This window comes from Mesorhizobium sp. M8A.F.Ca.ET.165.01.1.1, assembly GCF_004792065.1.
Classification (GTDB): domain Bacteria; phylum Pseudomonadota; class Alphaproteobacteria; order Rhizobiales; family Rhizobiaceae; genus Mesorhizobium.
Map to the genome: position 1 here is coordinate 1 of NZ_SRTH01000014.1, position 26,732 is coordinate 26,732.

Genomic DNA, 26,732 nt, shown 5'->3' on the forward strand with positions numbered 1-26,732 from the left:
CGGTAAGCAACCAAAGGTCGCCATCGTCGCCGTGGCCCGAAAGATTATGACCATCCTCAGCGCCATGCTTCGACACAACCAACCCTGGTATCCAGACAAAGCCTGAAAACACAGTTGCTCATCCGTCGCCTTCGGCGACACCTTCTCCCACAAGGGGAGAAGGGAAAGGGCAGCCTACGCCGCCTTATCTCTCACCTGATAATCCTTGATCGTGGCGAAGCGGATCGCCTTCCAGCGCTCGGCTTCGTAGTTCAGCGAGAAGGCGTGCTGGGCGAGGAACACCGGGTCGTTGTCGAGGTCGCGGGCGATGTCGCCGCGATGCGCTTCGATGAAGCGAAGCACTTCGGCCTTGTCGTCGGCCGAGATCCAGCGGCAGACCGAAAAGCGCGACATTTCGAACTCGACGGGCAGCGTGTATTCGAAGTTCAGCCGCTCTTTCAGCACATCCAGCTGCAGGGCGCCGACGACACCGACGATGGCCGGCGAACCATCTTCCGGCGAAAACAGCTGCACGACGCCTTCCTCGGCCATCTGGTGCAGCGCTTCCTTCAACTTCTTGGCCTTCATCGCGTCGCCGAGGCGCACGCGGCGCAGGATTTCCGGGGCGAAATTCGGCACGCCGCGAAACAGGATTTCCTCGCCCTCGGTCAACGTGTCGCCGATGCGCAGCGTGCCGTGGTTGGGGATGCCGACGACATCACCGGCGAAAGCCTCGTCGGCGGTGACGCGGGTGCGGGCGAAGAAGAATTGCGGCGCCGAGAGTGACATCGGCTTCCCCGTGCGCACCAGCTTGGCCTTCATGCCGCGCTCGAGCTTGCCCGAGCAGACGCGCACGAAGGCGATGCGGTCGCGATGGTTGGGATCCATGTTGGCCTGGATCTTGAAGACGAAGGAGGTCATCTTCTCCTCCGTCGCCTCGATAGTGCGGGTGTCGGCCTCCTGCGCGCGCGGTGGCGGCCCGAAGGCGCCAAGCGCCTCGATCAGGTCGCGCACGCCGTAATTGCGCAGCGCCGAGCCGAAATAGACTGGTGTCAGATGGCCTTCGCGAAAAGCGTCGATGTCGAGCGGACGGCAGGCTTCGCGCGCCAGTTCGAGTTCCTCGATGAAGGCCTCGCGCTCATTTTCCGGCAGAAGGCCGGCAACGCGGTTGGAATCGGGACCGTTGACCGGCGTGCGTTCCTTCTCGTCGTCACCCTTGCGCACGGCGTTCAGCGCCAGGTGATAGGTGCCGGAGAAGGTCTTGCCACGGCCGATCGGCCAGGTGACGGGCGCGGTGTCCAGCGCCAGCTTCTGCTCGATCTCGTCCAAAATCTCGAACGGATCGCGGCTTTCGCGGTCCATCTTGTTGACGAAGGTGATGATCGGGATGTCGCGCAGCCGGCAGACCTCGAACAGTTTCAGCGTGCGCGGCTCGATGCCCTTGGCGGCGTCTATGACCATGACGGCCGAGTCGACCGCCGATAGCGTGCGATAGGTATCGTCGGCGAAGTCCTCGTGGCCGGGCGTGTCGAGCAGATTGAAGACGTTGTCCTCATATTCGAAGGTCATCACCGAGGTGACGACCGAAATGCCGCGCTCGCGCTCGATCTTCATCCAGTCGGACCGCGTCTGGATGCGGTCCTTCTTGGCCTTGACCTCGCCGGCAAGCTGGATGGCGCCGCCGAACAGCAGCAGCTTTTCGGTCAGCGTCGTCTTGCCGGCGTCGGGGTGGGCGATGATCGCGAAAGTGCGGCGGCGCGCCACTTCCTCTGGGATAGCTTCGGGCATTCTGTTGGGATTTCCGTGTGACAGGCCGGGCTTCTAGCAGCGCTACGCCGGGCTGTCGACCGTTCCGGCGGCACGGATGCCGCCGGATGCCGTCTCTCTGCTGAAGCCAGCAATGGCCGGGAGCCGTGTATTTCAACATTGGCAAGCGGCCATAGGAATGCCACTTGGATGAACATCCCTTGGAATCAGGAGACAGAGGAGTGACCATGGCTGCGTCGAAACAAGTGATCGTCATCGGCGCCGGCATTATTGGTGCCTCGGTTGCCTGGCATCTGACCAGAGCTGGCGCGCAGGTGACGGTCATTGCCGACAGCGCGCCGGGCGGCGTGGCGACGCCGAACTCGTTTGCCTGGATCAACGCCAGTTGGGGCAATCCGGAAACCTATTTCCGGCTGCGCATCCGTGCCATGGCCGAGTGGAAGCGACTTGCAAATGATTTGCCCGGCCTGCCGCTGGCCTGGTGCGGCGGCCTGAACTGGGACCTGCAGGCGGAGAGGCTCGAAGCCTATGCGGACGAGCATTCGGCCTGGGGCTACGGCATCGAACGGGTTGGCCGAGAGCAGGTGGCACGCATTGAGCCCAATCTCGCCGAGCCTCCAGATTTTGCCTTGCATATCGCTGAGGAAGGTGTCGCCGAGCCCGCGGCCACAGCGAAGGCGCTGCTGGCGGATGCAGCGCGGCAAGGCGCGCGCATCCTCTCCGGCACGGTGACCGCGCTGGCCCAGAGCAACGGCAGGATTACCGGCGTGGACACATCACATGGGCTCGTTGCCGCCGACGAGGTGGTGATCGCCGCTGGCGTCGGCTCTCCGGATATTGCGGCGACGGCCGGCATCACCTTGCCGATCGAGACGCCGCCCGGCCTTATCGTCCATTCGCGGCCTTACAGGAAATTGCTCAACGGACTGGTGCACGCCGAGAGGCTACACATGCGCCAGACCGCCGAGGGCCGCATCATCGCCGGCTCGGATTTCGCTGGCGGCGATCCCGGTATGGACGCCGAAGCGACCGCCCGCGCGCTGTTCGCGGTCACGAAAGCAGCATTGCGTGGCGCGGAGGGGCTGGAACTCGATTTCCAAACCATTGGCTACCGCCCCAATCCGATCGACGGCTTTCCGATCATCGGCCGCGCCGAGGGCCTGGATGGGCTCTACGTCGCGGTCATGCATTCCGGCATCACGCTGGCACCAGCCGTCGGCCTGTTTGCCGCGCGGGAGATTCTTGAAGGCGAGCGCGATGCATTGTTGGCGCCTTACGGGCTGGCGCGGTTTGCGCAGTAGCAATGGCTGCTTCCGAGGCGCGGCACTCTACGGCGCCCCCCTCTGTCCTGCCGGACATCTCCCCTACAAGTGGGAGACGTCAGCTTCGCCGGCGGCTTCGCTCTTCAACGTTCGAGATTGGGAAGGCCATCGCGACATCTGGCCTCCCGCTCTGGGGGAGATGTCCGGCAGGACAGAGAGGGGCGCGGAGGAACTCGACCGAAACGATTTGCTATCCAACCAGCGCCAGCTTCGCCGCGACCGGAACGAATGGACTTATGTCGATGCCATCCCTGGTCATGGTGACGAAGCTCGATGGCGGGATCGCCTGCCAGTCGCCGCCCTCGCGATCGAAGGGCTCGGAGACGATGCAGCGGCCAGCGCCCTTGCGGAAGATGGACGTGTAGAGCGTCGGCGCGTGAGCGTCAGTGGCGTAGCGGACCGCATATAGAATCTGCCCGTCGGAGAAAGCGGCGGTGAGTTTAAGCGCCGGCTCGAGACCGGCGCGGCGAGAGGCTTCCAGCACGCGGCTGGTGGCACGCGAGACGGCGCCTAGTGGGTCGGCCGAAAGGCCCTCGTCGATCATCAGGAGAAAAAACAGTTCGGAATCGGTGGTGCCTTCGCGCTGGTCGAAGACAGCGTCGGACAGCGAGTTCTCCAGCGCGCGGCGAATTTTCTCGAAACCGCCGATCTGGCCATTGTGCATGAACGACCAGCGGCCGGAGATGAACGGATGGCAGTTCATGCGGCTGGTGGCGCCGCCGGTCGAGGCCCTGACATGGGCGAGGAACAGGCCGGACTTGATCTGCCGGCACAGGCTTTTCAGATTGGGGTCGGACCAGGCCGGCAGGATGTCGCGATAGAGGCCGGGCTCGGGCCTCTCGCCATACCAGGCAAGGCCGAAACCGTCGCCATTGGTCGGCGACTTGGCTTCCTGGGCGCAGTGGCTCTGGGCGATCAGCGAGTGACAGGGCGCCGTGAGGATATCTTCGAGAACGACCGCTTCACCGAGATAGGCCGCCCATCGGCACATCGCTTTGTCGTCCTCTAGGCACGATCCGCAAGCGCCGCCGGCGCTTCGACCGTGTGATTGCCTCTGTTGTGCGTCCGCTCGTAGAGCTCGCGAATGATTCGGCTGGCGGTAGTCTCGAAGAGAAATGGCAAGAAAGCGTGAACGAGCGCTGCTCCCGCCGCCATCAGCAGGCGCGACGAGAACCAGGCGGCGAAGGCCATATGGCCGAAATAGGTTTCGCCGACCTTGGCCGGATGAGAGGTGAAAATGCTTGCGAGCGACATGCTGGTTCCCCTTCAGCGCTGGAGCTTCCTGATATGAGTATCCTGACACGCCTCACCGGTTCATTGGTCCCAAAATATCCTTGTATTTTGCCACTTCATGGGACAAACATCCCAAATGACACTGGAAATCGATGAAATCGACCGAAAATTGCTTGCCGAACTGCAACGAGACGGCACGTTGTCGGTCGACCAGCTGTCGGAGCGGGTGGCATTGTCGCGCAATGCCTGCTGGCGTCGCGTCAAGCGGCTGGAGGAAGATCGCGTCATCACCGGCCGCGTGGCGCTGGTCGATGCCGAAAAGCTCGGGCTTGGCCTTTCGGTGTTCATCCTGATCCGCACATCCAACCACGACCCGGACTGGCTGCAGAAATTCCGCGCCGCGGTAAGCGGCTTGCCAGAGATCATCGGCGTCTATCGCATGTCTGGCGATCTCGATTATGTACTGCGCGCCCGTGTCGCCGACGTGAAGGCCTATGACCGGCTCTACCAGCGGCTCATCGCCAAGGTGGCGCTGTCGGATGTTTCCGCCTCCTTCGTCATGGAGGAGATCAAGGAGACGACGGTGGTTCCGATGGAAGTGCGTTGAGCCGTCCTCAGGCCATAGTGATGCCCGAAAGAAAGCCGTTGATAGCGCCGCGGGCGAATTGACCGAATCGGCAATCGCGCCGATAGGATCGATTTTATGCGCGCAGCCCTTCAAACACCCTCCGTCATCGGTCCCACCGTCGGCTTCGTCAGGCTGCCGCATGGCGAGGGACTTCCGCTTCCCGCTTATGAAAGCACCGGCGCCGCTGGCATGGATTTGCGCGCGGCGGTGCCCGAAGACCGGCCGCTTCTGATCCTGCCCGGCAAGCGCGCTCTGGTGCCGACGGGGCTGATCCTGGAAATTCCCGAAGGCATGGAAGGCCAGGTGCGGCCACGCTCGGGCCTTGCCTTCAAACACGGCCTTACCGTCCTCAATTCACCCGGCACGGTCGACAGCGACTATCGCGGCGAGGTGAAGGTGCTGCTGGTCAATCTCGGCGACGAGGATTTTGCCGTTACGCGCGGCATGCGCATTGCCCAGATCGTTTTCGCCGCCGTGACGCAGGTGGCTGTGGAAGAGCGTTCGCTCGCCGGCGGCACGGCGCGCGGCTCGGGCGGATTCGGATCGACCGGCACCGCCTGATAGCGAATCCAATGCCCTTGCCTAAACTTGTCATCTTCGACTGCGACGGGATCCTGGTCGATACCGAGAACCTCGCCAACCGGCGCCTGGCCGAATGGCTCAGCGCGAGCGGCTATCCAACGACCTTCGAATATTGCCGCAAGAACTTCTCCGGCCGCAGCATGGTCTCGGTGCAGAAGGAGATCGAGGAGACGACCAGCGTCAGGCTCGGCGCCGATTTCGTCGAGCGCTGGAATGCCGGCCTGCCGGATCTGTTCGCTCATGGCGTCGAGGCGATCCCTTATGTCCGGGAGTTCATCGAGGCGGTCCGCGCCGCCGGCCTCGCCTATTGCGTCGCCACCTCGGCCAGGATCTCGAAGATGCACATAACGCTTGGCCAGACCGGGCTGTTGCCGCTGTTCGAGCATGCCATGTTCAGCGCCACCATGGTCTCGCGCGGCAAGCCGTTCCCCGACCTGTTCCTGCATGCGACCAAAGCCATGGGCTTCGAGCCGGCCGACTGCATCGTCATCGAGGATAGCGTCGCAGGCACGCAGGCAGGCATCGCTGCCGGCATGCGGGTGTTCTCCTATCATGGCGACCCCTATTCCGACCGCGACGGCCTGATCCAGGCCGGCGGCATCCTGTTCGACGACATGCGCGAACTCGCCGGGCTGGTGCCGATCCACTGATTTTGCCGGCCGGATGGGCTAGTGCATGTCGCCCGGAAGTGTCAGCTTCGCGGTGCTTGCGGTGAGGGGACGATATCAAGCATGTCGGGATTTTTGCATCGGCTCGTCTTTGCCTGCCTGTTGCTGCTGCCATTGCTGGGCGGCGCGGCCGGCGCCCAGGACGCGGCCAGCCCGGACCTCGGCAAACCCATCGATGGCCACGCCGGCACGACCTATGCCGATCTCATCAGGATGGTCATTCCGGATCTGACGGCGAAGGGCGACTACTATGTCGGCTCCTCGCCGATCGAGATGCGGCACATTGCCGGTCCCGACAATGACAGCTCGCCACCAGAAGCACCGAGCGTTTTCAGCGCCGGCGTGCTTGGCATCAAGGCCGGAGGCAAGGAGCGGCTGGCCATGCTTTTCGATCTCGGCGAATCGCCCGACAGCGCGGAGGGCTATGCGGTGCTGGCGCTTTACGATCTCACCGGCAAACCGAGGTTGCTCGATGCCGTCAATGTGGCGACCGACCGTTTCACCTTCTTTCGCCACCCCGGCAAACTTTCGCTCGGCGCCAGCGACGATGCGCTGATGATCTCCAGCACGCATTTCAACTCGAACCAGGGCTACATGTCGACGCCGCTTATCCTGGTGCGAGACGACCGTTTTGAGCTGATCGACCTCATCAACACGTTCGACGAAAATGTCTGTTCCTATCGGCGCTCCCAGGACCTGACCTTCCAGGCCGTGAGCGATGGCCAGCCCTACGCCGCGATCAAGGCGACGATAACCGACAAGACGGCACCTGGCGAAGAGACGTGCGACGAACCCGCCCCCAAAGCCGTCTCGAACGACATTTCCGTAACCTACCGCTGGGACAAGAAAACAGCGGGCTACGTCGCCGATTCCGATGCTTTCGAAAAATTGGCAGCAGACAACGAGAAACGCTTCTGAACCAACCGCATTTGTTTGCCCGGCCGGAAACGGCGCGCTAGCATCCGCCCCGACACTCGTCATGGGGAACATTCATGGACAAGGGCAAGATCTTTCGCGACCTGCATGCCTCGACCTTCGTCATGCCCAATCCCTGGGACCCGGGCACGACGAAGCTGCTTGGCTCCTTCGGCTTCAAGGCGCTGGCCACGACCAGCGCCGGCTTTGCCTTTTCGCGCGGCCTGCCGGACGGGGCCGTGAGCTTCGACCAGATGATCCATCATTGCCGCGAGGTGACGGCCGCGACCGAACTGCCGGTCTCGGCGGATCTCGAAAAAGGCAAGGGCGACAGCCCCGAGCAGGCCGCCGAGACCATTTTCGCAGCGGAGGCCGCCGGGCTTGCCGGCTGCTCGATCGAAGACCATACCGGCGATCCGGAAAAGCCCATCTACGAGTTTTCGCATGCGGTCGAGCGCGTCGCCGCCGCGGTGGAGGCGGCGCGGGCGCTGAAGCGCGATTTTGTCTTCACCGCGCGGGCCGAGAATTTCCTGTGGGGCAAGTCCGACCTCGACGATACGATCAAGCGGCTGCAGGCCTTCGAAAAGGCCGGCGCCGACGTGCTCTATGCGCCGGGCATCGGCGACGTCGAGATGGTGCGCACGCTCTGCTCGGCGGTGACCAAGCCGGTCAATGTCATGGCGAGGCCCGGCTTCACCATCGCCGACCTTGCCATGGCCGGCGTCAAGCGGATTTCGCTCGGGCCGTGGCTGACCAATTTCGCCTACGGCATGCTGGAGACGGCGGCGCGCGAGATCCAGCAGGACGGAACGTTCGGCTTCACCCGCGCTGCCATGCCGTTCGGCAAGTTGCAGGCGCTGTACGGCAAATCCCAGGGTTAGACGCCGCATGAACCTTACCGTCGTCGACATGCATACGGGCGGCGAGCCGCTGCGGATCGTCACCGGGGGTTATCCCGCTATCCCCAAGGGCACCATCCTTGAAAAGCGCGCCTATGTGCGGGACAACCTCGACCATTTGCGCAAACTGCTGATCTTCGAGCCGCGCGGCCATTACGACATGTATGGCGCCTTGCTGGTCGAGCCCGATTTGCCCGGCGCCGACCTTGCCGTGCTGTTCATGCACAATGAGGGCTATTCCACCATGTGCGGCCACGCCATCGTCGCGCTCGGCCGTTATGCCATCGATGAAGGCCTGGTGGCGAAACAGGAGCCGTTCACCACCGTCAACATCGAGGCGCCTTGTGGCCTGGTCGTCGCCTCGGTCGAGGTCAGCGACGGCAAGGCCGGTGCGGTGTCGTTCGAGAGCGTGCCTGCCTTCCTGTTCGCCCGCGACCAACAGATCGAGCTGACAGAGTATGGCAAGATCGGTTTCGATATCGCCTATGGCGGGGCTTTCTACGCGCTGGCCGACTGCCATCAGTTCGGGCTGGAATTCGGCCACGACCGCGTGCGCGATTTCGTCGATGCGGCAACGGCGCTGACGAACCGGCTCAAGGCCGAGTTTGCGCTGTCGCATCCCGATCATGACGACCTCGCCTTCCTCTACGGCACCATCCTGACCGACGGAAAGGACGCCTTTTCCGGGGAAGTCACCAGAAATGTCTGCGTCTTCGCCGAGGCGGAAGTCGACCGATCGCCGACCGGTTCCGGCGTGACCGCCCGGCTGGCGGCCATGCATGCCAAGGGTGAGATCGCCATCGGGCAGACGCGCAGTTTCGAGAGCATCGCCGGCTCGCGCTTTTCCGGGGCGGTCGTGCGAACGGCACAGGCCGGCCCGCACGAAGCGATCGTCGCCCGCGTCGGCGGCCGCGCCTATTATTCCGGAGGAGCCGAATTCATTGTCGAACCGGACGACGAGCTGGGGCGTGGTTTCCTCTTGCGCTGAAGGCTCAACCGTTTGCGGAACGGACCGCTTCCCGCGCCGAGACCGCCTTGTGCAGATGCACCATCATGGCGGCGGCGAAGAGCGGCGTCAGCAGGTTGAGCAGCGGCACGGCAAGGAATGCCGCGATCACCAGCCCGGACAGAAACACCGTACCGGCATAGCGCCGGCGCAGGGCCCTCGCATCTTCCTCGGGGCGAAAGCGCATGGCGGCGAATTCGAAGAATTCGCGCCCCAGCAGGTAGCCGTTGACAATGAAGAAGGCTGCGATGTTGATGCCCGGCACCAGCAGAAGCATGAGCGCCACGATGTTGCCCAGGATGACGACGCCGAAAAACTTTATCGCCAGCACCATCGAGCGCAATGCCGGCATGGCCCGTCCGGCCGGGTGGCTTGGGTAATCGGTGCGCTCGACCACTTCGGCGACATCGTCGAGGAACAGGCCGGCGATGACGGCCGTGACCGGCGCAACAAGCAGCGCCATGCCGAAGGCCAGCGCGATGGCCGCGACAATGCCGCCCAGCCAGCCGGCCCAGGACGGTATGCCGGGCAACACGGTCTGGAGCCACGGCAGGGCCAGCCATTCGACAAGGCTGGTCAGGCCGAACCACAGGGCGACCAGCGCCAGCAGGGTTAGGCCGAGCGTCTTGATGAACACGGCGCGGAACGGAGGCGAGAGCAGCTCCAGGGCCGCGGTGCGGGCAGCGTCGAAAATCACCGTGCTTCAACCCCAGGTCAGCGGACACAACCACAGAGCAATTCCAGGAAAAGTGCGTAGCGGTTTTCCGCCCGGGATTGCGTAAAAACGAGAAGTTACAGCGGGTCAGAGATTCCATCAAACACTGAACCGCTCAAGGCAGGACGTCTCCGAGATAGGCAGTGCGGCCCGCGAGCACAAGCGCGGGCCTTTGCTTGTCTTTGGACGCTGCCGAAATCTGACTACCGGGCGAAGGCCGGTTTGCGGACCGGTATGGTCATGGCCGCCACGCCGGCAACGACAAAGCCCATGCCGAGCCATGCCGTCGGACCCAGGCTTTCGCCGAGGAAGATGGCGCCGATGCCGACACCGATCGGCACCCGCAGATAGGCCTGCGACGTCGTGCCGACCGAACCCAGCGTGTGGATGAGGCGAAAATAGATGACGAACGCCAGTGCCGTCGAAAACACGGACAGGCCGAGCAAAGCGAGGATGGAAGCTGCCGAAGGCGTCAGCGTCCATGGCTGGTCGACCACCAGGCTGAGCGGCACCAGCATGACGGCGCCGCACAGCATGGAGCCAGCGGCGGGAAGCATCGGATCGAGGCCCTTGAAGCCACGGCCGAAGATGGCGGCGCCGGCATAGCACACGGTTGCCGCGACGATGGCGATCTGTGCCCAGAGCTGGTGGCCGATGCCGCCAAGCGCCTGTGTGCCGACGATGAGGCAGATGCCGGCAATGCCGGCGCCGACGCCGACCAGCTTGCGTGGGGTGACCGGCTCATGGCGGGTGATCAGCGCGGTGAGCAGGAAGGTGAAGATCGGCGAGGTGGCGTTGAGGATGGTGGCAAGGCCGGCGTCGACCGAGCGCTCGGCCGCGGCGATCAGCGTGAACGGGACGACGCTGTTGAGGCAGGCCTGGAAGGCGAAGCGGCGCCAGCTAGCCGCGTCTCCCGGCATGGCAAGCCCACGCCAGCGGATGATGGCGAACAGGATGGCGCCGGCGATCAGGGTGCGGGCGGCGATGAAGGTGATGGGCGGGATGGTCTCGACGCCGATCTTGATGAAGGTGTAGGAGGCGCCCCACAGGACAGCCAGTACGCCAAGCAGCGCCAGGTCGGTAGCCGTGTCGTTTTTGGCAGGCATGGGCTCGCGCCTTCGGACCGTGATCTCAGGAGCGCAGATGTAGGCGACATCGCGACGAAATGTTTCGGCCACGGTCGAATTGTCGTAGCGCCTGGGCTGGCGCGGCAAGGACAGAAAATCGGTTGCCTGTTTTCAGCGTCATGCTGTAGACCCGCGCGGGCATGGCAAGAAGCCGGCTCGGGTTTTTGGCGGAGACATTGATGCCGGATTATGACGTGCTTTGCATCGGCAATGCGATTGTCGACATCATCGCCCAGTGCGAAGAGGACTTCCTCCAGACCAACGGCATCATCAAGGGCGCGATGAATCTCATCGACACCCATCGCGCCGAATTGCTCTACAGCCGCATGGGTCCGGCAATCGAGGCCTCCGGCGGCAGCGCCGGCAACACGGCGGCCGGGGTCGCCTCCTTCGGCGGACGCGCCGCCTTCTTCGGCAAGGTTTCCAACGATGCGCTGGGCGAAATCTACGCGCACGATATCCACGCGCAAGGTGTCGCCTTTGACACCAAGCCGCTCGAGGGCGAGCCGCCGACGGCGCGCTCGATGATCTTCGTCACCCCCGATGGCGAGCGCTCGATGAACACCTATCTCGGCGCCTGCGTCGAACTCGGGCCGGAAGATGTCGAGGCCGACAAGGCGTCGGGCGCCAAGGTGACCTATTTCGAAGGCTATCTGTGGGACCCGCCGCGCGCCAAGGAAGCCATCCGGCAGACGGCCAGGCTGGCGCACGCGGCCGGCCGCGAAGTGTCCATGACCTTGTCGGATTCGTTCTGCGTCGACCGTTACCGTGACGAGTTCCTCGACCTGATGCGCTCGGGCACGGTCGATATCGTCTTTGCCAACAGCCACGAGATCAAGTCGCTTTACCAGACTTCGTCGTTCGACGAGGCGCTGGCGCAGATTCGCAAGGATTGCAAGATCGCCGCGGTGACCCGCTCCGAAAAGGGCTCGGTCATCGTGCGCGGCGACGAGACCGTGGTCATAAAGGCGACCGCCATCAAGGAACTGGTCGACACGACGGGCGCCGGCGACCTCTACGCCGCCGGTTTCCTGCATGGTTATACACAGGGACGCGACCTCCAGACCTGCGGCGACCTTGGCTCACTGGCAGCCGGATTGGTGATCCAGCAGATCGGCCCGAGGCCACGGCAGAATCTGCGCAAGGAAGCCGAGCAAGCGGGGTTGTTGTAGGGGGGCTTTTCCCTTCTCCCCCTGTGGGAGAAGGTGGATCGGCGCGCAGCGCCGAGACGGTTGAGGGGTGGGTGACGGATCGCCGTTTTTGCCAAGCTGGAACACCCTCATCCGACCTCGCTTCGCGAGGCCACCTTCTCCCACAAGGGGAGAAGGAAAAGACCGTCGCGCGGTTGTCACACACCGCTCCTACAGGAAATTGCGAGCGTCCCGTGACTGGCATTTCGGGATGCTCGCAGTCAGTTGGGGTGTCGTAAATGCAAGACAGCAACCTGTCGGGTTCGCTGCATCTGTTGCCGTTCGGAGTCCCGCTTTTCCCTTAGCCGTTGACAAACGGCCGCAGTCGGGGAGGAGCGCGGCCAGAAGACAGATGCATGACCAGATTTCCAATCCAGGCGACCGGCATAAACCAGGACGACTTCGCGGAGTTGGTCGCCGACAAGGTCGAGCGCGCGCTCGCCCATTATGACGAGGCGATCAACCAGTCCACCATGGTCTCGGTCGCCAAAATCGCCGGCAGCATCGCCTCCGCGGTCACCTTGCTGTCGCCCAAGCACCAGCGCGCCATCGACACCATCCACGCCGACCTTCCGGGGCTGGCCTCGAAATTCGTGCGCGCGCTGGCGGCAGAAGCGGCGCGCCGAGGCGAAGCCGGCACCACCGGCACGACGACGCTGCCCGCAGAGGCCGAAGCGCTTCCCGCGCTGACCCAGTCCGACGACCTCGAATCGATGCTGATCGAGGACTGGGCCGGCCGCGTCGCCGGCTCGACCTATCTGGAAGAGAACCTGCGCATCGCACGCTCCACTTTGCACCGCTGGCAACGGCGCGGCGACGTCATCGCGCTGCGCAAGGGCGGCCGCAAGCACGTCTTCCCGCTGGCGCAATTCGTCGACGGCAGGCCGGTGGCGGGCATAAGCGACGTGCTGGAGCTGATCGGCAACCCGAGGCTCGCATGGCTATGGTTGACCCGCCCAGCGGCACAGCTCGACGGCCGCATCCCGATCGACCTGCTACGGCAGGACCAGGCGGAAGAGGTGGTCGAGGCGGCGCGTGGGTTCGCGCCGGGCTGAAGTCGGCGCGAGAAGGTGCCCGCGCCGCGCTTCGGGCTTGTCTGATGCAGAAGCTTTCGTCTGCCAGGCGGGATGCTCCTCAAGTCCCCGCCGTATAAGCCGCGATCGCCGCCATGTTCACGATATCGCTGTCCTTGGCGTTCAGCGAGACGATCTGCACCGGCTTGTTCAGGCCGACCAGCAGCGGGCCGATGACGGTCGAGCCGCCGAGTTCCTGCAGCATCTTGGTCGAGATCGAGGCCGAGTGGAACGCCGGCATGATCAGCACGTTGGCCGGGCCGGTCAGGCGGATGAACGGGTATTGCGCCATGGCGCGGGCGTTGAGCGCCACGTCGGCGGCCATTTCGCCGTCATATTCGAAATCGACGCGGCGCTTGTCGAGGATGCGCACGGCTTCCTGGATGCGCTCGGAACGCTCGCCCTGCGGATGGCCAAAGGTGGAATAGGCGAGCATGGCGAGCCTCGGCTCATAGCCCATGCGGCGGGCAAAGCCTGCCGCCTCCTCGGCGATGTCGGCGATCTGCTCGGCGTTGGGCATGTCGTGGACGGCGGTGTCGGCGACGATCACCGTGCGGCCGCGCGCCAGCACGATCGAGGCGCCGATGACGCGGTGGCCGGGCTTGGCGTCGATGACGCGCCTGATATCGTCGAGCGCGGTGGAATAGTTGCGGGTGACGCCGGTGACGATGCCGTCGGCGTCACCCAGCGCCACCATGCAGGCGGCGAAATGGTTGCGGTCGTTGTTGATCAGCCGCTGGCAGTCGCGGAACAGGAAGCCTTTGCGCTGCATGCGTTCGTAGAGATAGTCGGTGTAGATCGAATTGCGGCGCGACAGGCGCGCGTTGATGATCTCGATGCCTTGCTTGTTCAAGTCGATGCCGGCGTGCCTGGCGTTCTCCTTGATGACGTCGTCGCGGCCAAGCAGGATGGCCGTGCCGAGCCGCTGGTTCACATAGGAGACGGCGGCGCGCATCACCTGCTCCTCCTCGCCCTCGGCGAAGACGATGCGCTTGGGCTGGCGGCGCACGCGGTCGTAGATGCGCTGCAGGGTCGAGGCGATCGGGTCGCGGCGGGCGGAAAGCTCCTGCGCGTAGCGGTCGAGATCGAGGATCGGCTTGCGGGCGACGCCCGAATCCATTGCCGCCTTGGCCACGGCAATCGGGATGGCCGAGATCAGGCGCGGGTCGAAAGGCACCGGAATGATGTAGTTGGGGCCGAATTTCGGCCGGTTGCCCTGATAGGCGGCGGCGACGTCGTCGGGCACGTCCTGGCGCGCCAGTTCGGCGAGAGCGCGGGCGGCGGCGATCTTCATGTCGTCGTTGATGGTGGTGGCCCTGACATCAAGCGCGCCGCGGAAGATGTAGGGGAAGCCGAGCACGTTGTTGACCTGATTGGCATAATCCGAACGCCCGGTGGCCATGATGGCGTCGGTGCGGATCTCGGCCACTTCCTCCGGGGTGATCTCCGGATCGGGATTGGCCATGGCGAAGATGATCGGGTTCTTGGCCATCGACTGCACCATGGCGGTGGTCAGCGCCCCCTTGGCGGAAAGGCCGAGGAAGACGTCGGCGCCGTCGAGCGCTTCGGCCAGAGAACGCGCCTCGGTCTTGACCGCGTGCGCCGATTTCCACTGGTTCATGCCCTCGGTTCGGCCCTGGAAGACCACGCCCTTGGTGTCGCACAAGGTGATGTTTTCGGGCGAAAAACCCATCGCCTTCATCAGCTCGATGCAGGCGATGCCGGCGGCACCCGCGCCATTGCAGACCAGCTTCGTGGTCTTCATGTCGCGGCCGGTTACCTCCAGCGCATTGATCAGGCCGGCGGCCGAGATGATGGCCGTGCCATGCTGGTCGTCATGGAAGACCGGGATGTCCATCAGTTCGCGCAGGCGCTGCTCGATGATGAAGCATTCCGGCGCCTTGATGTCTTCCAGGTTGATGCCGCCGAAGGAGGGACCGAGGAAGCGCACGCAGTTGATGAACTCGTCGGCATCCTCGGTGTCGACCTCGAGGTCGATGGAATCGACATCGGCGAAGCGCTTGAACAGCACCGCCTTGCCTTCCATGACCGGCTTCGAGGCCAGCGCGCCGAGATTGCCGAGGCCGAGGATGGCGGTGCCGTTGGAGATGACGGCGACGATGTTGCCGCGCGTCGTATAGTCGAAGGCTCTCGAAGGATCCTCGGCGATGGCGCGCACGGGCACGGCGACGCCCGGCGAATAAGCGAGGCTGAGATCGCGCTGCGTCGTCATCGGTTTGGTGGCGACGATCTCCAGCTTGCCCGGCCGGCCCATGGCATGGAATTCGAGCGCTTCCTGTGCGCTGACGGACGGACCGTTGTTCTCGGTTTTCCTGGCCATGATGCTTTTTGATTTCCTCGCCGGTGCGGCACCTCCTTGAAGCGGGTGCCTGTGTCCTTGCGAATTAAGACCACGGGCCGCCGCGTGTAAACCACGAAGCTCTGCAAAGCTGCTTCAAAGCGGACGCGCTCGGTCAGGGACTGGGCTGCGCTGGCTTGAATGCGGTGATTTCATGCGCATGCTGGCGGGCCGTTGCCCATCGCCGCAGCGTCCTGGTTCCGGGGAACGGCCATTGCGACAAGGGCGGCCGTCGGCTTCCCATCCGCTCGAACAGCTCCGACAGGAATTCCATGAGTTGCCGCCGTTGCGGCTCGACCCTGGCCATCGTGCGGTTACGGATCTCCTCGCGCGGTATGGCGCGGTCGCGCAGCGTCTCGACAGCCCGCCGGATCGCCGCCGGATCGGGCTCGGCGATGATGCAATAGTCCGGATCGAAGAAGACATCCCGGCCGCCAAGACTGGGCGTGCTGACCACCGGCAACCCGGCCATCAGATATTCCATGCTGGAACACATCGCCCCTTCCGCCGCCGACAGACAGAGCCCAACCGCGGCCTGGTTGTAGACGCGATTGACCTCCTGCGGCGCCAGCCAGCCGGCCAGGCCATCGATAATCGGGTTGGCGATACGATGCAGCGGCGATTGCGCCTGCAGGCGACGGATGAAGGCACGGTCGCCGGCCCGGGGCAGCTCGCCGATCGAAAAGGTGATGTGGGCGAGCCTTTCGACGTCGAAGGCGAGGTAATGACGCTTGGTGTACGAGATGCGGCCGTTATAGACGGCGTCGAATTCGACGGGGACATCCGGCAATGGCCGAAAGATGTCCTCTGAGACCATCAGATTGTGGTTGGAGACGATCGCGGTTCCTCCGACAGCGGTGACCAGACGACGCTCCTCCGGCGTGTTGCAAAGAAAAATCAGTTCGTGAAGCGGAAAGTTCTCACGGTACCAGGCGAGATCCCGGCCCAGCTTTGCGACGACGTGCGGCCGCTCGAGCGTCCAACTCGGCATCAGCAGGAACAGGGCGCGCCGCGAGGCCAGGCGACGGCCGATTGCGACGATCGAGTTGAGGGGACGGGCGCCGCCGATCGGCGTGTAGATCAACAGCGGATCGTGGCTGAGAACGTAAACCGCGAGCCGAATGCCGCCGTCCAGATGGGACAACGGACCGCTGAGCGGCAGCGCGAAAGGGAGGCGCTTGGCCGCCGAAAACTTAAGCCAGCCCAACCTTTGACTGGCATGCCGAACCGTCATGAGCCAGAGCCGTTCGAGGGCCGAGTCGATCGGCCCTACCATCTCCTCGAACGTTTCGTGCCCATCCCTGTCCATGACCATTATACCCCCAAGACGACAGATATTCGCGATCACGGCATCGGGCAATGCCGCTGAATAGCCGGCCATGGACGATGGCTTGCGATCTTCCCCTGCTTTTCGATGGCCCGGCATTAAACCCCGCCACCACATCTGCTAGCGTGCCGCGCCATGAACATGCACAGCCCGAACGAGCCCGACGCCGCTCCCGAGTTGACGGCGGCGCCACAGCCAGGCGCCGCCGTCACGCCGATGATGGAGCAATTCATCGAGATCAAGGCGGCCAACCCGGATTCGCTGCTGTTCTACCGCATGGGCGATTTCTACGAGCTGTTCTTCGACGATGCCGAGAAGGCGAGCCGGGCGCTGGGCATCGTGCTCACCAAACGCGGCAAGCACCAAGGCCACGACATTCCGATGTGCGGCGTGCCGGTGCATGCGGCCGACGACTATCTGCAGAAGCTGATTGGCCAGGGGTTCCGCGTCGCCGTCTGCGAGCAGATCGAGGATCCGGCCGAGGCCAAGAAACGCGGTTCCAAATCGGTGGTGCGCCGCGATGTGGTGCGGCTGGTGACCCCGGGCACCATCACCGAGGACAAATTGCTGGCGCCGTCGGAATCGAGTTTCCTGATGGCGCTGGGCAGGGTGAAGGGCGGAGCGGACCACAGCTTTGCAATTGCCTGGATCGACATCTCGACCGGGGCCTTCCGCGTCGCCGAGACCTCCGCCGACCGGCTGATGGCCGACATCTTCCGTGTCGACCCGCGCGAGCTTATCATGGCCGAGCCGGTCTTCTATGATCCCGAGCTGAAGCCGGTGTTCGACGTGCTCGGCCGCATTGCCAGCCCGCAGCCGCCTTCGCTGTTCGATTCGGCCTCGGCCACGGGGCGGATCGCGCGGTTCTTCGAGGTGGCGACACCAGACAGTTTCGGCACGTTTTCGCGCGCCGAACTGTCGGCGATCTCGGGCGCCATCGCCTATGTCGAGAAGACGCAGAAGGCCGAGCGGCCACCGCTGTCGCGCCCCGAGCGCGAGGAGCAGGGCTCGACCCTGTTCATCGATCCGGCGACGCGCGGCAATCTCGAACTGTTGCGCACGCTGTCCGGCAGCCGCGAGGGCTCGCTGTTCAAGGCGATCGACCGCACGGTGACCGGCGGCGGCGCAAGGCTGCTCGCCGACCGGCTGATGGCGCCGCTGACCGACCCGGCGGCCATTGTCGCACGGCTGGATTCGGTGTCGTTCTTCCGTTCCGAGGTGCGGCTTTGCCAGGCAGTGCGGATGAGCCTGAAGAGCGTCGCCGACATGCCGCGTGCGCTGTCCAGGCTGGCGCTCAACCGTGGCGGCCCACGCGACCTCGGCGCGCTGCGCGCCGGCTTCGAGGCGGCTGGCGCAATCGCCGAGACCTTTGCCGCGACCGCCCTGCCCCAGGAATTGGCCGACGCGATGGCCGCGATTCAAGCGCTGCCGAAGGCACTCGCCCAGCATCTCACACAGGCGCTCGGCGAGGAACTGCCGCTGCTCAAACGCGACGGCGGTTTCGTTCGCGGCGGCTATCATGCCGAACTCGACGAGATGCGGGCGCTGCGCGACGAGTCGCGCAAAGTGATCGCCGGGCTGGAGCGCTCGCTGATCGAGGAAACCGGCATCCGTTCGCTGAAGATCCGGCACAACAACGTGCTTGGCTACTACATCGAGGTGACGGCCAACCATCATGCAATCATGACCGGCAGCGATGGCGCCAAGGCGCGCTTCATCCACCGCCAGACCATGGCCAACGCCATGCGCTTCACCACGACCGAGCTCGCCGAACTCGAGACCAAGATCGCCAATGCCGCCGACCGGGCACTGAGCATCGAACTGGCCGCCTTCGATGCGCTGACGGCGGAGGCGGTCGCCGAGGCCGAGGCGATCCGCGCCGGGGCCGATGCGCTCGCCGTGCTCGATGTATCGGCCGCCCTCGCACTGTTGTCGGAAAGCGAGGCCTGGTGCCGGCCGGTGGTGGATTCCAGCCTTGCCTTCGAAATTTCAGGCGGGCGGCATCCGGTGGTCGAACAGGCGTTGCGCCGTTCGGGCGAAGGCCCGTTCGTCGCCAATGATTGCGACCTCTCGCCCGAGGGGACTGCCAGGAACGGCGCGATCTGGCTGCTGACCGGCCCGAACATGGGTGGTAAGTCGACGTTCCTCAGGCAAAACGCGCTGATCGCGATCCTGGCCCAGACCGGCTCGTTCGTACCGGCGGCGTCTGCCCATATCGGCGTCGTCGACCGGCTGTTCTCGCGCGTCGGCGCTTCGGACGATCTGGCGCGCGGCCGTTCGACCTTCATGGTCGAAATGGTCGAGACGGCGGCGATCCTCAACCAGGCCGGGGAACGCGCGCTGGTGATCCTCGACGAGATCGGCCGCGGCACCGCGACGTTCGACGGCCTGTCGATCGCCTGGGCGGCGGTCGAATATCTGCACGAGAAGAACCGCTGTCGGGCGATTTTCGCCACCCATTTCCACGAAATGACGTCGCTCGCCGGCAAGCTGGCGCGGCTTTCCAACGTCACCATGCGCGTCAAGGAATGGGAAGGCGACGTCGTTTTCCTGCACGAGGTCGGCAAGGGTGCAGCCGACCGGTCCTACGGCGTGCAGGTGGCGCGGCTCGCCGGCCTGCCGGAGGCGGTGGTCGAGCGGGCCAAGGCGGTGCTGCACCAGTTGGAGGAAGGCGAGGTCTCCGGCAAGGCCAACCGGCTGGTCGACGACCTGCCGCTGTTTTCGGTGGCGGTGAAACGGGAAGCGCCAAAGCCGGTGAAGAGCGACGCGCTGGGCACAGCGCTCGGCGAGATCAACCCCGACGAGATGACGCCGAAGGAAGCGCTGGAGGCGCTCTACCGGCTGAAAGGGCTGGCGGGGAAGTAATTTTGCAATCTGGGCGGCGGAGGGGGAAATTGGGGCAGCACCGCCGCCTCAGATCATCTCCAGCCCGCGCTTGCGCTTCGGTGGCGGGAATGCACGGTCGAGATCGGCGATGTCCTGCGGCGTAAGCTTTATGTCCAACGCAGCGACATTCTGGCGGACGTGCTCCTGGCTGCCGGCCTTGGGAATGGCGATGACGCCGTCCTGCCGCATCACCCAGGCCAAGGCGATTTGCGCCGGTGTCGCGCCGTGGCGGGCGGCGACGGCGTCAAGCCTGGCATTGCGCGCCAGCGCGCCTTGGGCGAACCAGATTGTAGAGCACCTGGTTGGTCTGGACATTGCCGCCGTCGCGCAGGCCAGCCAGTTCCTCCATCTCCTCGGTGTCGAAATTGCTGACGCCCCAATGCCGTATCTTGCCGGCTTTTTTCAGCGCCTCGAAGGCTTCCACCGTTTCCGATAGGGGCACGCTGCCCGGCCAATGCAGCAGATAGAGATCGATGCGGTCGGTGGCGAGGCGCTTCAGGCTGTTCTCGCAGGCGCGCTGCACGCCGGCCCTTGAAGCGTTGGAAGGCAAGACCTTCGAGACCAGGAAGACCTCGGCGCGGCGCCCGGCGATGGCTTTGGCCACCACTTCTTCCGCGCCGCCGCCGGCATACATTTCGGCGGTGTCGATCAGCGTGACGCCGAGGTCGAGACCGAGCTTGAGGGCATTTACCTCGTCGGAGCGGCGCCGCGAATCCTCGCCCATTTTCCACGTGCCCTGGCCGAGAACGGGTATGGCCTCGCCGCAGGGCAGTGTAGTGGTTCTGACGCTCGATTCCATGGCATGGCTCCGTCGGTACTCGATCGCATCGAGGCCTCGACGAGACTCCGCAAGGAGTTCTCGCCGGACCCTACTTAGCGATGCCGGGAAGCTTACTTCACCGGATGGGCGGCGAGCCAGTCCTGCATCTGCTTGATTTCGGCTTCCTGCGCGGCGATGACGCCTTCGGCGAGTTTGCGGATTTCCGGATCCTTGCCGTTGGCCAGCTCGACCTTGGCCATGTCGATCGCGCCTTGATGATGCGGAATCATGCCGCGGACAAAATCGACGTCGGCGTTGCCGGTATATTGCGAGGCCATCATGTCGGTATGCATCTTGTCCATCGCCGCCTTGTAGCCCGCCGTCGAAGGGCTTTCCGCCCCCATGGCCATGGCGCCCATGTCGTGCTTCATCTCCTCGCTCTGCGCCGGCACGCTTTCGAGGAAGACGGCAAGCAGCATTCCGGCCGCCATCAGCAGCAGCACGAGTTTTTTAGCCAAGGTCATTCATGGTCTCCTGTTGGTTGGATTTCGTATCTGGGGGTTAATCTCAGAGTTTCAACGTTCTGAGCCGCAATGCGTTCGCGATCACCGAGACGGAGGACAGGCTCATCGCCGCCGCCGCCAGCATCGGCGACAGAAGCGTGCCGGTAAGCGGATAGAGCACGCCGGCCGCGACCGGCACGCCAAGCACATTGTAGAGGAAGGCGAAGAACAGGTTCTGCCGGATGTTGCCGATGGTCGCCCGGGCCAGGGTGCGGGCGCGGACGATGCCGTTTAGGTCGCCCTTGACCAAGGTGATGCCGGCGCTTTCGACGGCGACATCGGCGCCGGTTCCCATGGCGATGCCGACATCGGCGGCGGCAAGCGCCGGCGCATCGTTGACGCCGTCGCCGGCCATGGCGACGCCGGCACCCCTGCCGCGCAGTTCGTCGACGAGCGCTGCCTTCTGTTCCGGCAATAGACCTGCCCGAACCTCGTCGATGCCGAGACGTCCGGCGATCGCCTTGGCCGTGCGCTCATTGTCGCCGGTCGCCATGATGATCCTCAGCCCACTGTCATGCAGCGCCCTGATCGCCTCCGCCGTGGTCGCCTTGACCGGATCGGCGACGGCGACGATGCCGGCCAGCTTGCCGTCGACAGCGACGAACATCGCCGTCTTGCCATCGCCCTGCAATGCTTCCACGCGGCCCAGGATTGCGGAAACGTCGATGGCGAGATCGGCCATCATCGCGGCATTGCCGAGCGCGACCTTCTTGCCCGACACCGTGCCGGAAACGCCCTTGCCGGTAACCGCCTCGAAGCTGCTGGCCTCGGCGATCTTCACGCCGCGCTGGCCCGCCCCATCGACGATGGCCTCGGCCAGCGGATGCTCCGACCCCTTTTCCAGGGTCGCGGCGTACACCAGCAATTCGTCCTCGGAAAAGCCCGCGGCCGCGACGACGTCGGTCAGTTTCGGCCGGCCCTCGGTCAGCGTGCCGGTCTTGTCGACGATCAACGTGTCGACGGCGGCGAAGCGTTCGAGCGCGGCGGCTTCCTTTATCAGCACACCGGCATGCGCGCCGCGCCCGGTGGCGGTCATTATCGACATCGGCGTGGCGAGGCCCAGCGCACAGGGACAAGCGATGATCAGCACCGAAACCGCCGAGACGATGGCGAAGATCAGACTGGGCTCGGGGCCGAAGACTGCCCAGGCTACGAACGCGGCGATGGCGACCAGGACGACGGCCGGGACAAAGTAGAAGGAAACGCGGTCGGCCAGGCCCTGGATCGGCGCGCGCGAGCGCTGTGCCTTGGCGACGAGTTCGACGATGCGCGACAGCGTCGTCTCGGCGCCGATCCGCTCGGCGCGCATGATCAGCGAGCCGTTCTTGTTGAGCGTGCCGCCGGTCAAGGCGTCGCCTTCGGCCTTCTCGACCGGCAAGGGTTCGCCCGTGATCATCGATTCATCGATGGAGGAGCGGCCTTCCAGCACCGTGCCGTCGACCGGGACAGCATCGCCGGGACGGATGCGCAGGCGATCGCCGGCCTTGACCTCGTCCAGCGCTACATCGGTCTCGCCGCCGTCGTCTGCGATCCGCCGCGCGGTCTTCGGCGCGAGATCAAGCAGGGCGCGGATCGCCGATCCGGTCTTTTCGCGGGCGCGCAGTTCCAGTACCTGGCCGAGGAAGACCAGCGCGACGATGACGGCGGCTGCCTCGAAATAGACCGGCACCGTACCACCATGGCCGCGGAACTGGTGCGGAAAGATGTCCGGGAAGAGCGTGGCGACGACGCTGTAGACATAGGCGGCGCCGACACCGAGCGAGATAAGCGTCCACATGTTGGGGCTGCGGTTGAGGATCGAGTCCCAGCCGCGATGGAAGAACGGAAAGGCAGCCCAGAGCACCACCGGGCTCGCCAGGACCAGTTCGATCCAGACTTTTGCGCGATCCTCGACCAGGCCCTCCAGCGACAGGCCGACCATCGGCGCCATGGCGACGACCAGCAGCGGGACCGACAGCACCGCGCTCACCCAGAGCCGCCTCGTGAAATCGACCAGTTCGGGATTTGGCCCTTCATCGCCTGTCGGCACGCCCATGGGCTCGAGGGCCATGCCGCAGATCGGGCAGGAGCCGGGCTTGTCGCGGATGATCTCGGGATGCATGGGGCAGGTGTATTGCGTGCCCTTGGGCATCGGCCCCGGTGCCGGCCTGTCGCCGAGATAGGTTTGTGGCGCCGCCTCGAACTTCGCCTTGCAGCCGGCGGAACAGAAGTAGAAACCTTGGCCTTCATGGCGGACGAAATGTTTCGCCGTCGAGCGGTCGACGCTCATGCCGCAGACAGGGTCGGTGGCCGTCAGGTAGCTTTCCGGCTCGGACTGGAACTTCGAACGGCAGCGCTCGCTGCAGAAATGATAGAGGCGGCCGCCATGCTCTGATGTCGGCTTGCCGGCGGCCGGATCCACGATCATGCCGCAGACCGGGTCGAGCGGAGCCGCATTCGCGGCGGCGCCTTTGGACGCGCAGCAGCCGCCATGCGAGCCATGCGTATGATGATGGTGATCTGAATGCGTCATTTCGAAAATGCCTTGATGTCACTGCTTTGAGGTCGAGGTAGTGCTTCCAGTAACTGGAAGGTCAAGGGCTGTTTTGATTTTCCGATTCGGGCGCCGTGAAATCGATCGAACACCCCCTGCACAAAGGTACATCTCGTGCTAAAACTTTGCTTGCTAATATTACTCGCCGCATCACGTTCATCTCGCTAGATTTCGGTCGACAATGAAGTGCCTGGTCATAAACCTCGATCGGTCCTCGGACCGACTTGCCCATATGAGAGCAGAATTCGGCCGTATCGGCGTCGCGTTCGAGCGCGTCGTGGCGGTTGACGGATACAGCCATCCCGAACTCGAACAGCAACCTCAGCATCCGATGTATGGACCCCGGCAACTATCGAGCAGCGAAATCGCCTGCCTGCACAGCCATCGTGCCTGCTGGTCGATCCTGGCGCGGGACGAGGCGCGCTATGGCGCCATCTTCGAGGACGACGTGGTCTTTTCCGCGAATGCCAGTTGTTTGCTTGCCGACAGCAGCTGGATCCCGGCCGACGCCGACATCGTCAAGCTGGAGACGTACTTCAGCAAGACCATAATCCAGCGGATGAGGATTTCCGCCGGTCATGGTTTTTCCGTGTCAAGGCTCTGCAAGTTCCATCCGGGAACCGGGGGCTACATCATCTCCAGGCAGGCCGCGCGCGATCTTCTCGAAGCGACCGAAAGGATCAACCTGACCGCCGATGACCTGATCTTCAACCCGGCGTTCGCGACATGGTCGAGCAACGCGATCTACCAACTTGTCCCGGCACTGTGCGCACAGGATCAAGTCCTCGGCGACAGGGCGCTGGGGATGCCAAGCCTGCTCGACCACGGACGCGAATGCAAATGGCTCGCCAGCGGCTTGATGACAAAACGCCGGCGGCCGATGACCGAGAAGATCAGGATCGAGATCGGGCGGGTCGTGGAATGGATCGTCGATTTCTGCAAGTTGCGGCGACGGACCGTCATCCCTCTCGCTTCGCCGGGGCCAAGGGATTAAGCAGGCTTCTCCGGGACCCACTCACAGCGCCGCCGAAACCGGGCGTAAATGCCGCCACAGGGCAGCTCCACCCAGCTCGCCAAGATGCTGTCGAGCAACCGAATCGAATTCCGTTTCGCGTCCGATGTCGCGAAATAGAAACCCTGTCCTGCGTCCAGAAACGGGTCATCGATCTAGTAACCGGAAGCTCAAGAGCCGCTTCGTCGCTGCTCGTTGCATTGCACCTTCTGGATTCCTGACGAAATAATCATGCGACCGGGCACCATCTGTGGTAGAGGGCGGCGACAGTCTCCTGGAAGTATAGATTTTATCCGAAAATGAAGTACCTGGTCATCAATCTCGATCGATCCCCGGATCGACTTGCCCATATCACCGCCGAGTTTGTCCGCATCGGCATCGCGTTCGAGCGCGTCGCGGCGGTCGATGCAAGACAACATCCCGACCTGGTGCTGCAACCCCAGCATGCCCGGTACGCCGAGCGACGCCTATTCGGCAGCGAGATCGCTTGCCTGCACAGTCACCGCGCCTGCTGGACCATCATTGCGCGGGACGACGCGCCCTACGGCGCCGTGTTCGAGGACGACATTGTGTTTTCCGCGAAAGCCGGTGTGCTGCTTGCCGATACGGGCTGGGTTCCGGCCGACGCCGATATCGTCAAGCTGGAGACATTCTTCCACAGAACGGTCATCCATCGGGCCGGCATCTCCGTCGGCCCGGGATTTTCCGTGTCCAGGCTGCGCAAGAACCACATAGGATCCGGAGGCTACCTGCTTTCCAGGCAAGCGGCCCGCGCCCTTCTGCGGGCAAGCGCGGAGGTCAACGTGGCGGTGGACAGCCTCATCTTCGACCCCGCATTCGCAACGGCAGCAGGCAAGACGATCTACCAGCTTGTTCCCGCGCTCTGCGCGCAGGACCAGTTCCTGCGCAACAGATTGCCAAGCCTGCTCCATCAGGAACGGCAAGCCGAGTGGACCGCGAGCGGGCAGGCCGAAAAACGCCGAAGGCCATTGTCGAAAAAGGTAGCGGTGGAGACCAGGCGGGTCGCCGAGTGGATCCTCGACTACTGCCAGTTGCGGCGACACGCGGTTATCCCGCTCGATCCGCCCGAAGCCGGACGTTAGATCTCTTGCCGCTACCGCCGGCGTGCCCGTGCCCACGCCGCGAAAGCAGGAGGCAGGCCTTTCGGTGCCCGTGTCGAAATTCCTGCTGAAGCTCGCCAGGATTGATCTCTGACGCTGCTTCGAATGAAGGCTCACGCCCTGTTTTAGCCGCGCTCATTTCGTCGCACCGCAAATTAGCCCCAGAAATGATCAGCAATCCCTAGACCTTCACGTGCTAGACGGCTCTGGCGATCCGCTGAAGGTAAAGCCTGCGTGCGATATGAAGTGCCTTGTCATCAATCTCGATCGTTCTCCCGAGCGGCTTGCCCATATGACCGCCGAATTTGCCCGCATCGGCATCGGGTTTGAGCGAGTCGCCGGGATCGATGCCAGGCAACATCCCGACCTGGTGCTGCAGCCGCAGCACGCGATACACGCCATCCGGCCTCTTTCCGGCAGCGAGATCGCCTGCCTGCACAGCCATCGCGCCTGCTGGACGATCATTGCCAAGGGCGACGCCCCGTACGGTGTTGTGTTCGAGGACGACATGGTCTTCTCTGGCAAAGCCGGTGCATTGCTTGGCGATACGAGTTGGGTGCCAGCAGACGCGGACGTCGTGAAGCTCGAGACGTTCTTTTCCAGAACCGTCATTCAAAGGAGAAGGACTTCCGCCAGGAACGGTTTTTCCATGGTCCGGCTCCGCAAGGGCCATCCCGGGGCCGGGGGTTATCTCCTCTCGCGGCAAACCGCATGCGACTTCCTGGAAGCAACGGCGCAGGTCAACATAGCTGTCGATGATCTCATCTTCGACCCCACTATCTCAGCCGGCAAGACTGTCTACCAACTCGTTCCAGCGCTCTGCGCGCAGGACCAGTTCATTGGCGACGGGCTGCCAAGCCTGCTTGACCCGGAACGGGACGCCGCGCGGACCGCGAGTGGACTTATGACAAAGCACAGGAAGCCGACAACCGTGAGAATCAGCAGGGAAGCCGGGCGGGCAGCGCGGCGGATCACCGATTTCTTTAAGCTGCGGCGGCGGATTGTCGTCCCGCTCGCTCCAGTCGAGGCAAACGACTAGAGCGTTTGCCGGATTGACAGCTGGCCAT

At 64.0% G+C, this 26,732-nt stretch carries 22 protein-coding genes and 2 pseudogenes; 14 read left to right on the forward strand and 10 right to left on the reverse strand.

Annotated elements, in window-relative coordinates; translation table 11 throughout:
• Positions 1-106, forward strand: a pseudogene (locus EN808_RS37205) (IS110 family transposase); the annotation flags it as partial.
• Positions 107-174: 68 nt separating this feature from the next.
• Here EN808_RS37205 and EN808_RS27530 read toward each other — a convergent pair.
• On the reverse strand, positions 175-1,767 hold the full coding sequence (locus EN808_RS27530) for a peptide chain release factor 3 (RefSeq protein WP_127873035.1): 1,593 nt from the start codon (positions 1,765-1,767) through the stop codon (positions 175-177).
• 206 nt (positions 1,768-1,973) lie between these two features.
• Between EN808_RS27530 and EN808_RS27535 the strand changes: the two genes are divergently transcribed.
• Positions 1,974-3,047 carry an FAD-binding oxidoreductase gene (locus tag EN808_RS27535; RefSeq protein WP_127873034.1) on the forward strand — a complete coding sequence of 358 codons (1,074 nt, stop codon included), beginning with the start codon at positions 1,974-1,976 and terminating at the stop codon, positions 3,045-3,047.
• Positions 3,048-3,258: 211 nt separating this feature from the next.
• Here EN808_RS27535 and EN808_RS27540 read toward each other — a convergent pair whose 3' ends face one another.
• Positions 3,259-4,059 carry a class II glutamine amidotransferase gene (locus tag EN808_RS27540; protein ID WP_127873033.1) on the reverse strand — a complete coding sequence of 267 codons (801 nt, stop codon included), beginning with the start codon at positions 4,057-4,059 and terminating at the stop codon, positions 3,259-3,261.
• A gap of 14 nt (positions 4,060-4,073) precedes the next feature.
• The gene (locus tag EN808_RS27545; RefSeq protein WP_127873032.1) at positions 4,074-4,322 is read right to left on the reverse strand and encodes a DUF6356 family protein; all 249 of its coding nucleotides are present in this window, start codon (positions 4,320-4,322) and stop codon (positions 4,074-4,076) included.
• A gap of 115 nt (positions 4,323-4,437) precedes the next feature.
• Here EN808_RS27545 and EN808_RS27550 point away from each other — a divergent pair, with 115 nt between their 5' ends.
• From EN808_RS27550 to EN808_RS27575, 6 genes are all read left to right on the forward strand, one after another.
• Complete coding sequence (locus EN808_RS27550) at positions 4,438-4,908, forward strand: Lrp/AsnC family transcriptional regulator (protein WP_127278799.1); 471 nt, start codon at positions 4,438-4,440, stop codon at positions 4,906-4,908.
• A gap of 96 nt (positions 4,909-5,004) precedes the next feature.
• The gene (gene dut, locus EN808_RS27555; RefSeq protein WP_127278800.1) at positions 5,005-5,490 is read left to right on the forward strand and encodes a dUTP diphosphatase; all 486 of its coding nucleotides are present in this window, start codon (positions 5,005-5,007) and stop codon (positions 5,488-5,490) included.
• Positions 5,491-5,501: 11 nt separating this feature from the next.
• Positions 5,502-6,161: an HAD family phosphatase gene (locus tag EN808_RS27560; RefSeq protein ID WP_127873031.1), complete on the forward strand. Its 660-nt coding sequence runs from the start codon at positions 5,502-5,504 to the stop codon at positions 6,159-6,161.
• 81 nt (positions 6,162-6,242) lie between these two features.
• Positions 6,243-7,097: a hypothetical protein gene (locus EN808_RS27565; RefSeq protein ID WP_127873030.1), complete on the forward strand. Its 855-nt coding sequence runs from the start codon at positions 6,243-6,245 to the stop codon at positions 7,095-7,097.
• A 74-nt stretch (positions 7,098-7,171) separates the two neighbouring features.
• Positions 7,172-7,975, forward strand: coding sequence for an oxaloacetate decarboxylase (locus EN808_RS27570; protein WP_127278803.1), 804 nt, complete (start codon positions 7,172-7,174; stop codon positions 7,973-7,975).
• A gap of 7 nt (positions 7,976-7,982) precedes the next feature.
• On the forward strand, positions 7,983-8,981 hold the full coding sequence (locus EN808_RS27575) for a proline racemase family protein (RefSeq protein ID WP_127873029.1): 999 nt from the start codon (positions 7,983-7,985) through the stop codon (positions 8,979-8,981).
• Between the two features lie 4 nt (positions 8,982-8,985).
• On the opposite strand, the gene EN808_RS27580 is transcribed toward EN808_RS27575, so the two are convergent.
• Together EN808_RS27580 and EN808_RS27585 are read right to left on the reverse strand one after the other, a co-directional pair.
• Positions 8,986-9,696, reverse strand: a complete 711-nt coding sequence (locus tag EN808_RS27580; protein WP_127873028.1) for a sulfate transporter family protein — start codon at positions 9,694-9,696, stop codon at positions 8,986-8,988.
• A 221-nt stretch (positions 9,697-9,917) separates the two neighbouring features.
• Positions 9,918-10,820: an EamA family transporter gene (locus EN808_RS27585; protein WP_127873027.1), complete on the reverse strand. Its 903-nt coding sequence runs from the start codon at positions 10,818-10,820 to the stop codon at positions 9,918-9,920.
• A 200-nt stretch (positions 10,821-11,020) separates the two neighbouring features.
• On the opposite strand from EN808_RS27585, the gene EN808_RS27590 reads away from it, so the two are divergent.
• Both EN808_RS27590 and EN808_RS27595 read left to right on the forward strand, forming a co-directional pair.
• Positions 11,021-12,013 carry an adenosine kinase gene (locus tag EN808_RS27590; RefSeq protein WP_127873026.1) on the forward strand — a complete coding sequence of 331 codons (993 nt, stop codon included), beginning with the start codon at positions 11,021-11,023 and terminating at the stop codon, positions 12,011-12,013.
• A gap of 374 nt (positions 12,014-12,387) precedes the next feature.
• On the forward strand, positions 12,388-13,086 hold the full coding sequence (locus tag EN808_RS27595; protein WP_127873025.1) for an antitoxin Xre/MbcA/ParS toxin-binding domain-containing protein: 699 nt from the start codon (positions 12,388-12,390) through the stop codon (positions 13,084-13,086).
• Between the two features lie 79 nt (positions 13,087-13,165).
• Here the strand turns inward: EN808_RS27595 and EN808_RS27600 are convergent, their stop codons facing one another.
• Together EN808_RS27600 and EN808_RS27605 are read right to left on the reverse strand one after the other, a co-directional pair.
• Entirely contained in the window at positions 13,166-15,445 is a 2,280-nt protein-coding gene (locus EN808_RS27600; RefSeq protein ID WP_135917276.1) for an NADP-dependent malic enzyme, read from the reverse strand.
• A 133-nt stretch (positions 15,446-15,578) separates the two neighbouring features.
• On the reverse strand, positions 15,579-16,778 hold the full coding sequence (locus EN808_RS27605) for a glycosyltransferase (RefSeq protein WP_245525139.1): 1,200 nt from the start codon (positions 16,776-16,778) through the stop codon (positions 15,579-15,581).
• 147 nt (positions 16,779-16,925) lie between these two features.
• On the opposite strand from EN808_RS27605, the gene mutS reads away from it, so the two are divergent.
• The gene (mutS, locus tag EN808_RS27610; protein ID WP_135917277.1) at positions 16,926-19,655 is read left to right on the forward strand and encodes a DNA mismatch repair protein MutS; all 2,730 of its coding nucleotides are present in this window, start codon (positions 16,926-16,928) and stop codon (positions 19,653-19,655) included.
• Between the two features lie 48 nt (positions 19,656-19,703).
• Here mutS and EN808_RS27615 read toward each other — a convergent pair.
• The 3 genes and pseudogenes from EN808_RS27615 to EN808_RS27625 form a co-directional block, all read right to left on the reverse strand.
• A pseudogene (locus EN808_RS27615) lies at positions 19,704-20,475 on the reverse strand (aldo/keto reductase).
• A gap of 92 nt (positions 20,476-20,567) precedes the next feature.
• Entirely contained in the window at positions 20,568-20,960 is a 393-nt protein-coding gene (locus EN808_RS27620; RefSeq protein WP_127277847.1) for a DUF305 domain-containing protein, read from the reverse strand.
• Between the two features lie 43 nt (positions 20,961-21,003).
• Positions 21,004-23,511, reverse strand: a complete 2,508-nt coding sequence (locus tag EN808_RS27625) for a heavy metal translocating P-type ATPase (protein WP_135917278.1) — start codon at positions 23,509-23,511, stop codon at positions 21,004-21,006.
• A 202-nt stretch (positions 23,512-23,713) separates the two neighbouring features.
• Between EN808_RS27625 and EN808_RS27630 the strand changes: the two genes are divergently transcribed.
• The 3 genes from EN808_RS27630 (at position 23,714) to EN808_RS27640 (ending at position 26,704) form a co-directional block, all read left to right on the forward strand.
• Positions 23,714-24,526 (forward strand): glycosyltransferase family 25 protein, encoded by an 813-nt coding sequence (locus EN808_RS27630; RefSeq protein ID WP_135917279.1) that lies wholly within the window; start codon positions 23,714-23,716, stop codon positions 24,524-24,526.
• 317 nt (positions 24,527-24,843) lie between these two features.
• Positions 24,844-25,647: a glycosyltransferase family 25 protein gene (locus EN808_RS27635; protein WP_135917280.1), complete on the forward strand. Its 804-nt coding sequence runs from the start codon at positions 24,844-24,846 to the stop codon at positions 25,645-25,647.
• 259 nt (positions 25,648-25,906) lie between these two features.
• Positions 25,907-26,704, forward strand: coding sequence for a glycosyltransferase family 25 protein (locus tag EN808_RS27640; protein WP_135917281.1), 798 nt, complete (start codon positions 25,907-25,909; stop codon positions 26,702-26,704).
• The last annotated feature ends 28 nt before the right edge of the window (positions 26,705-26,732 follow it).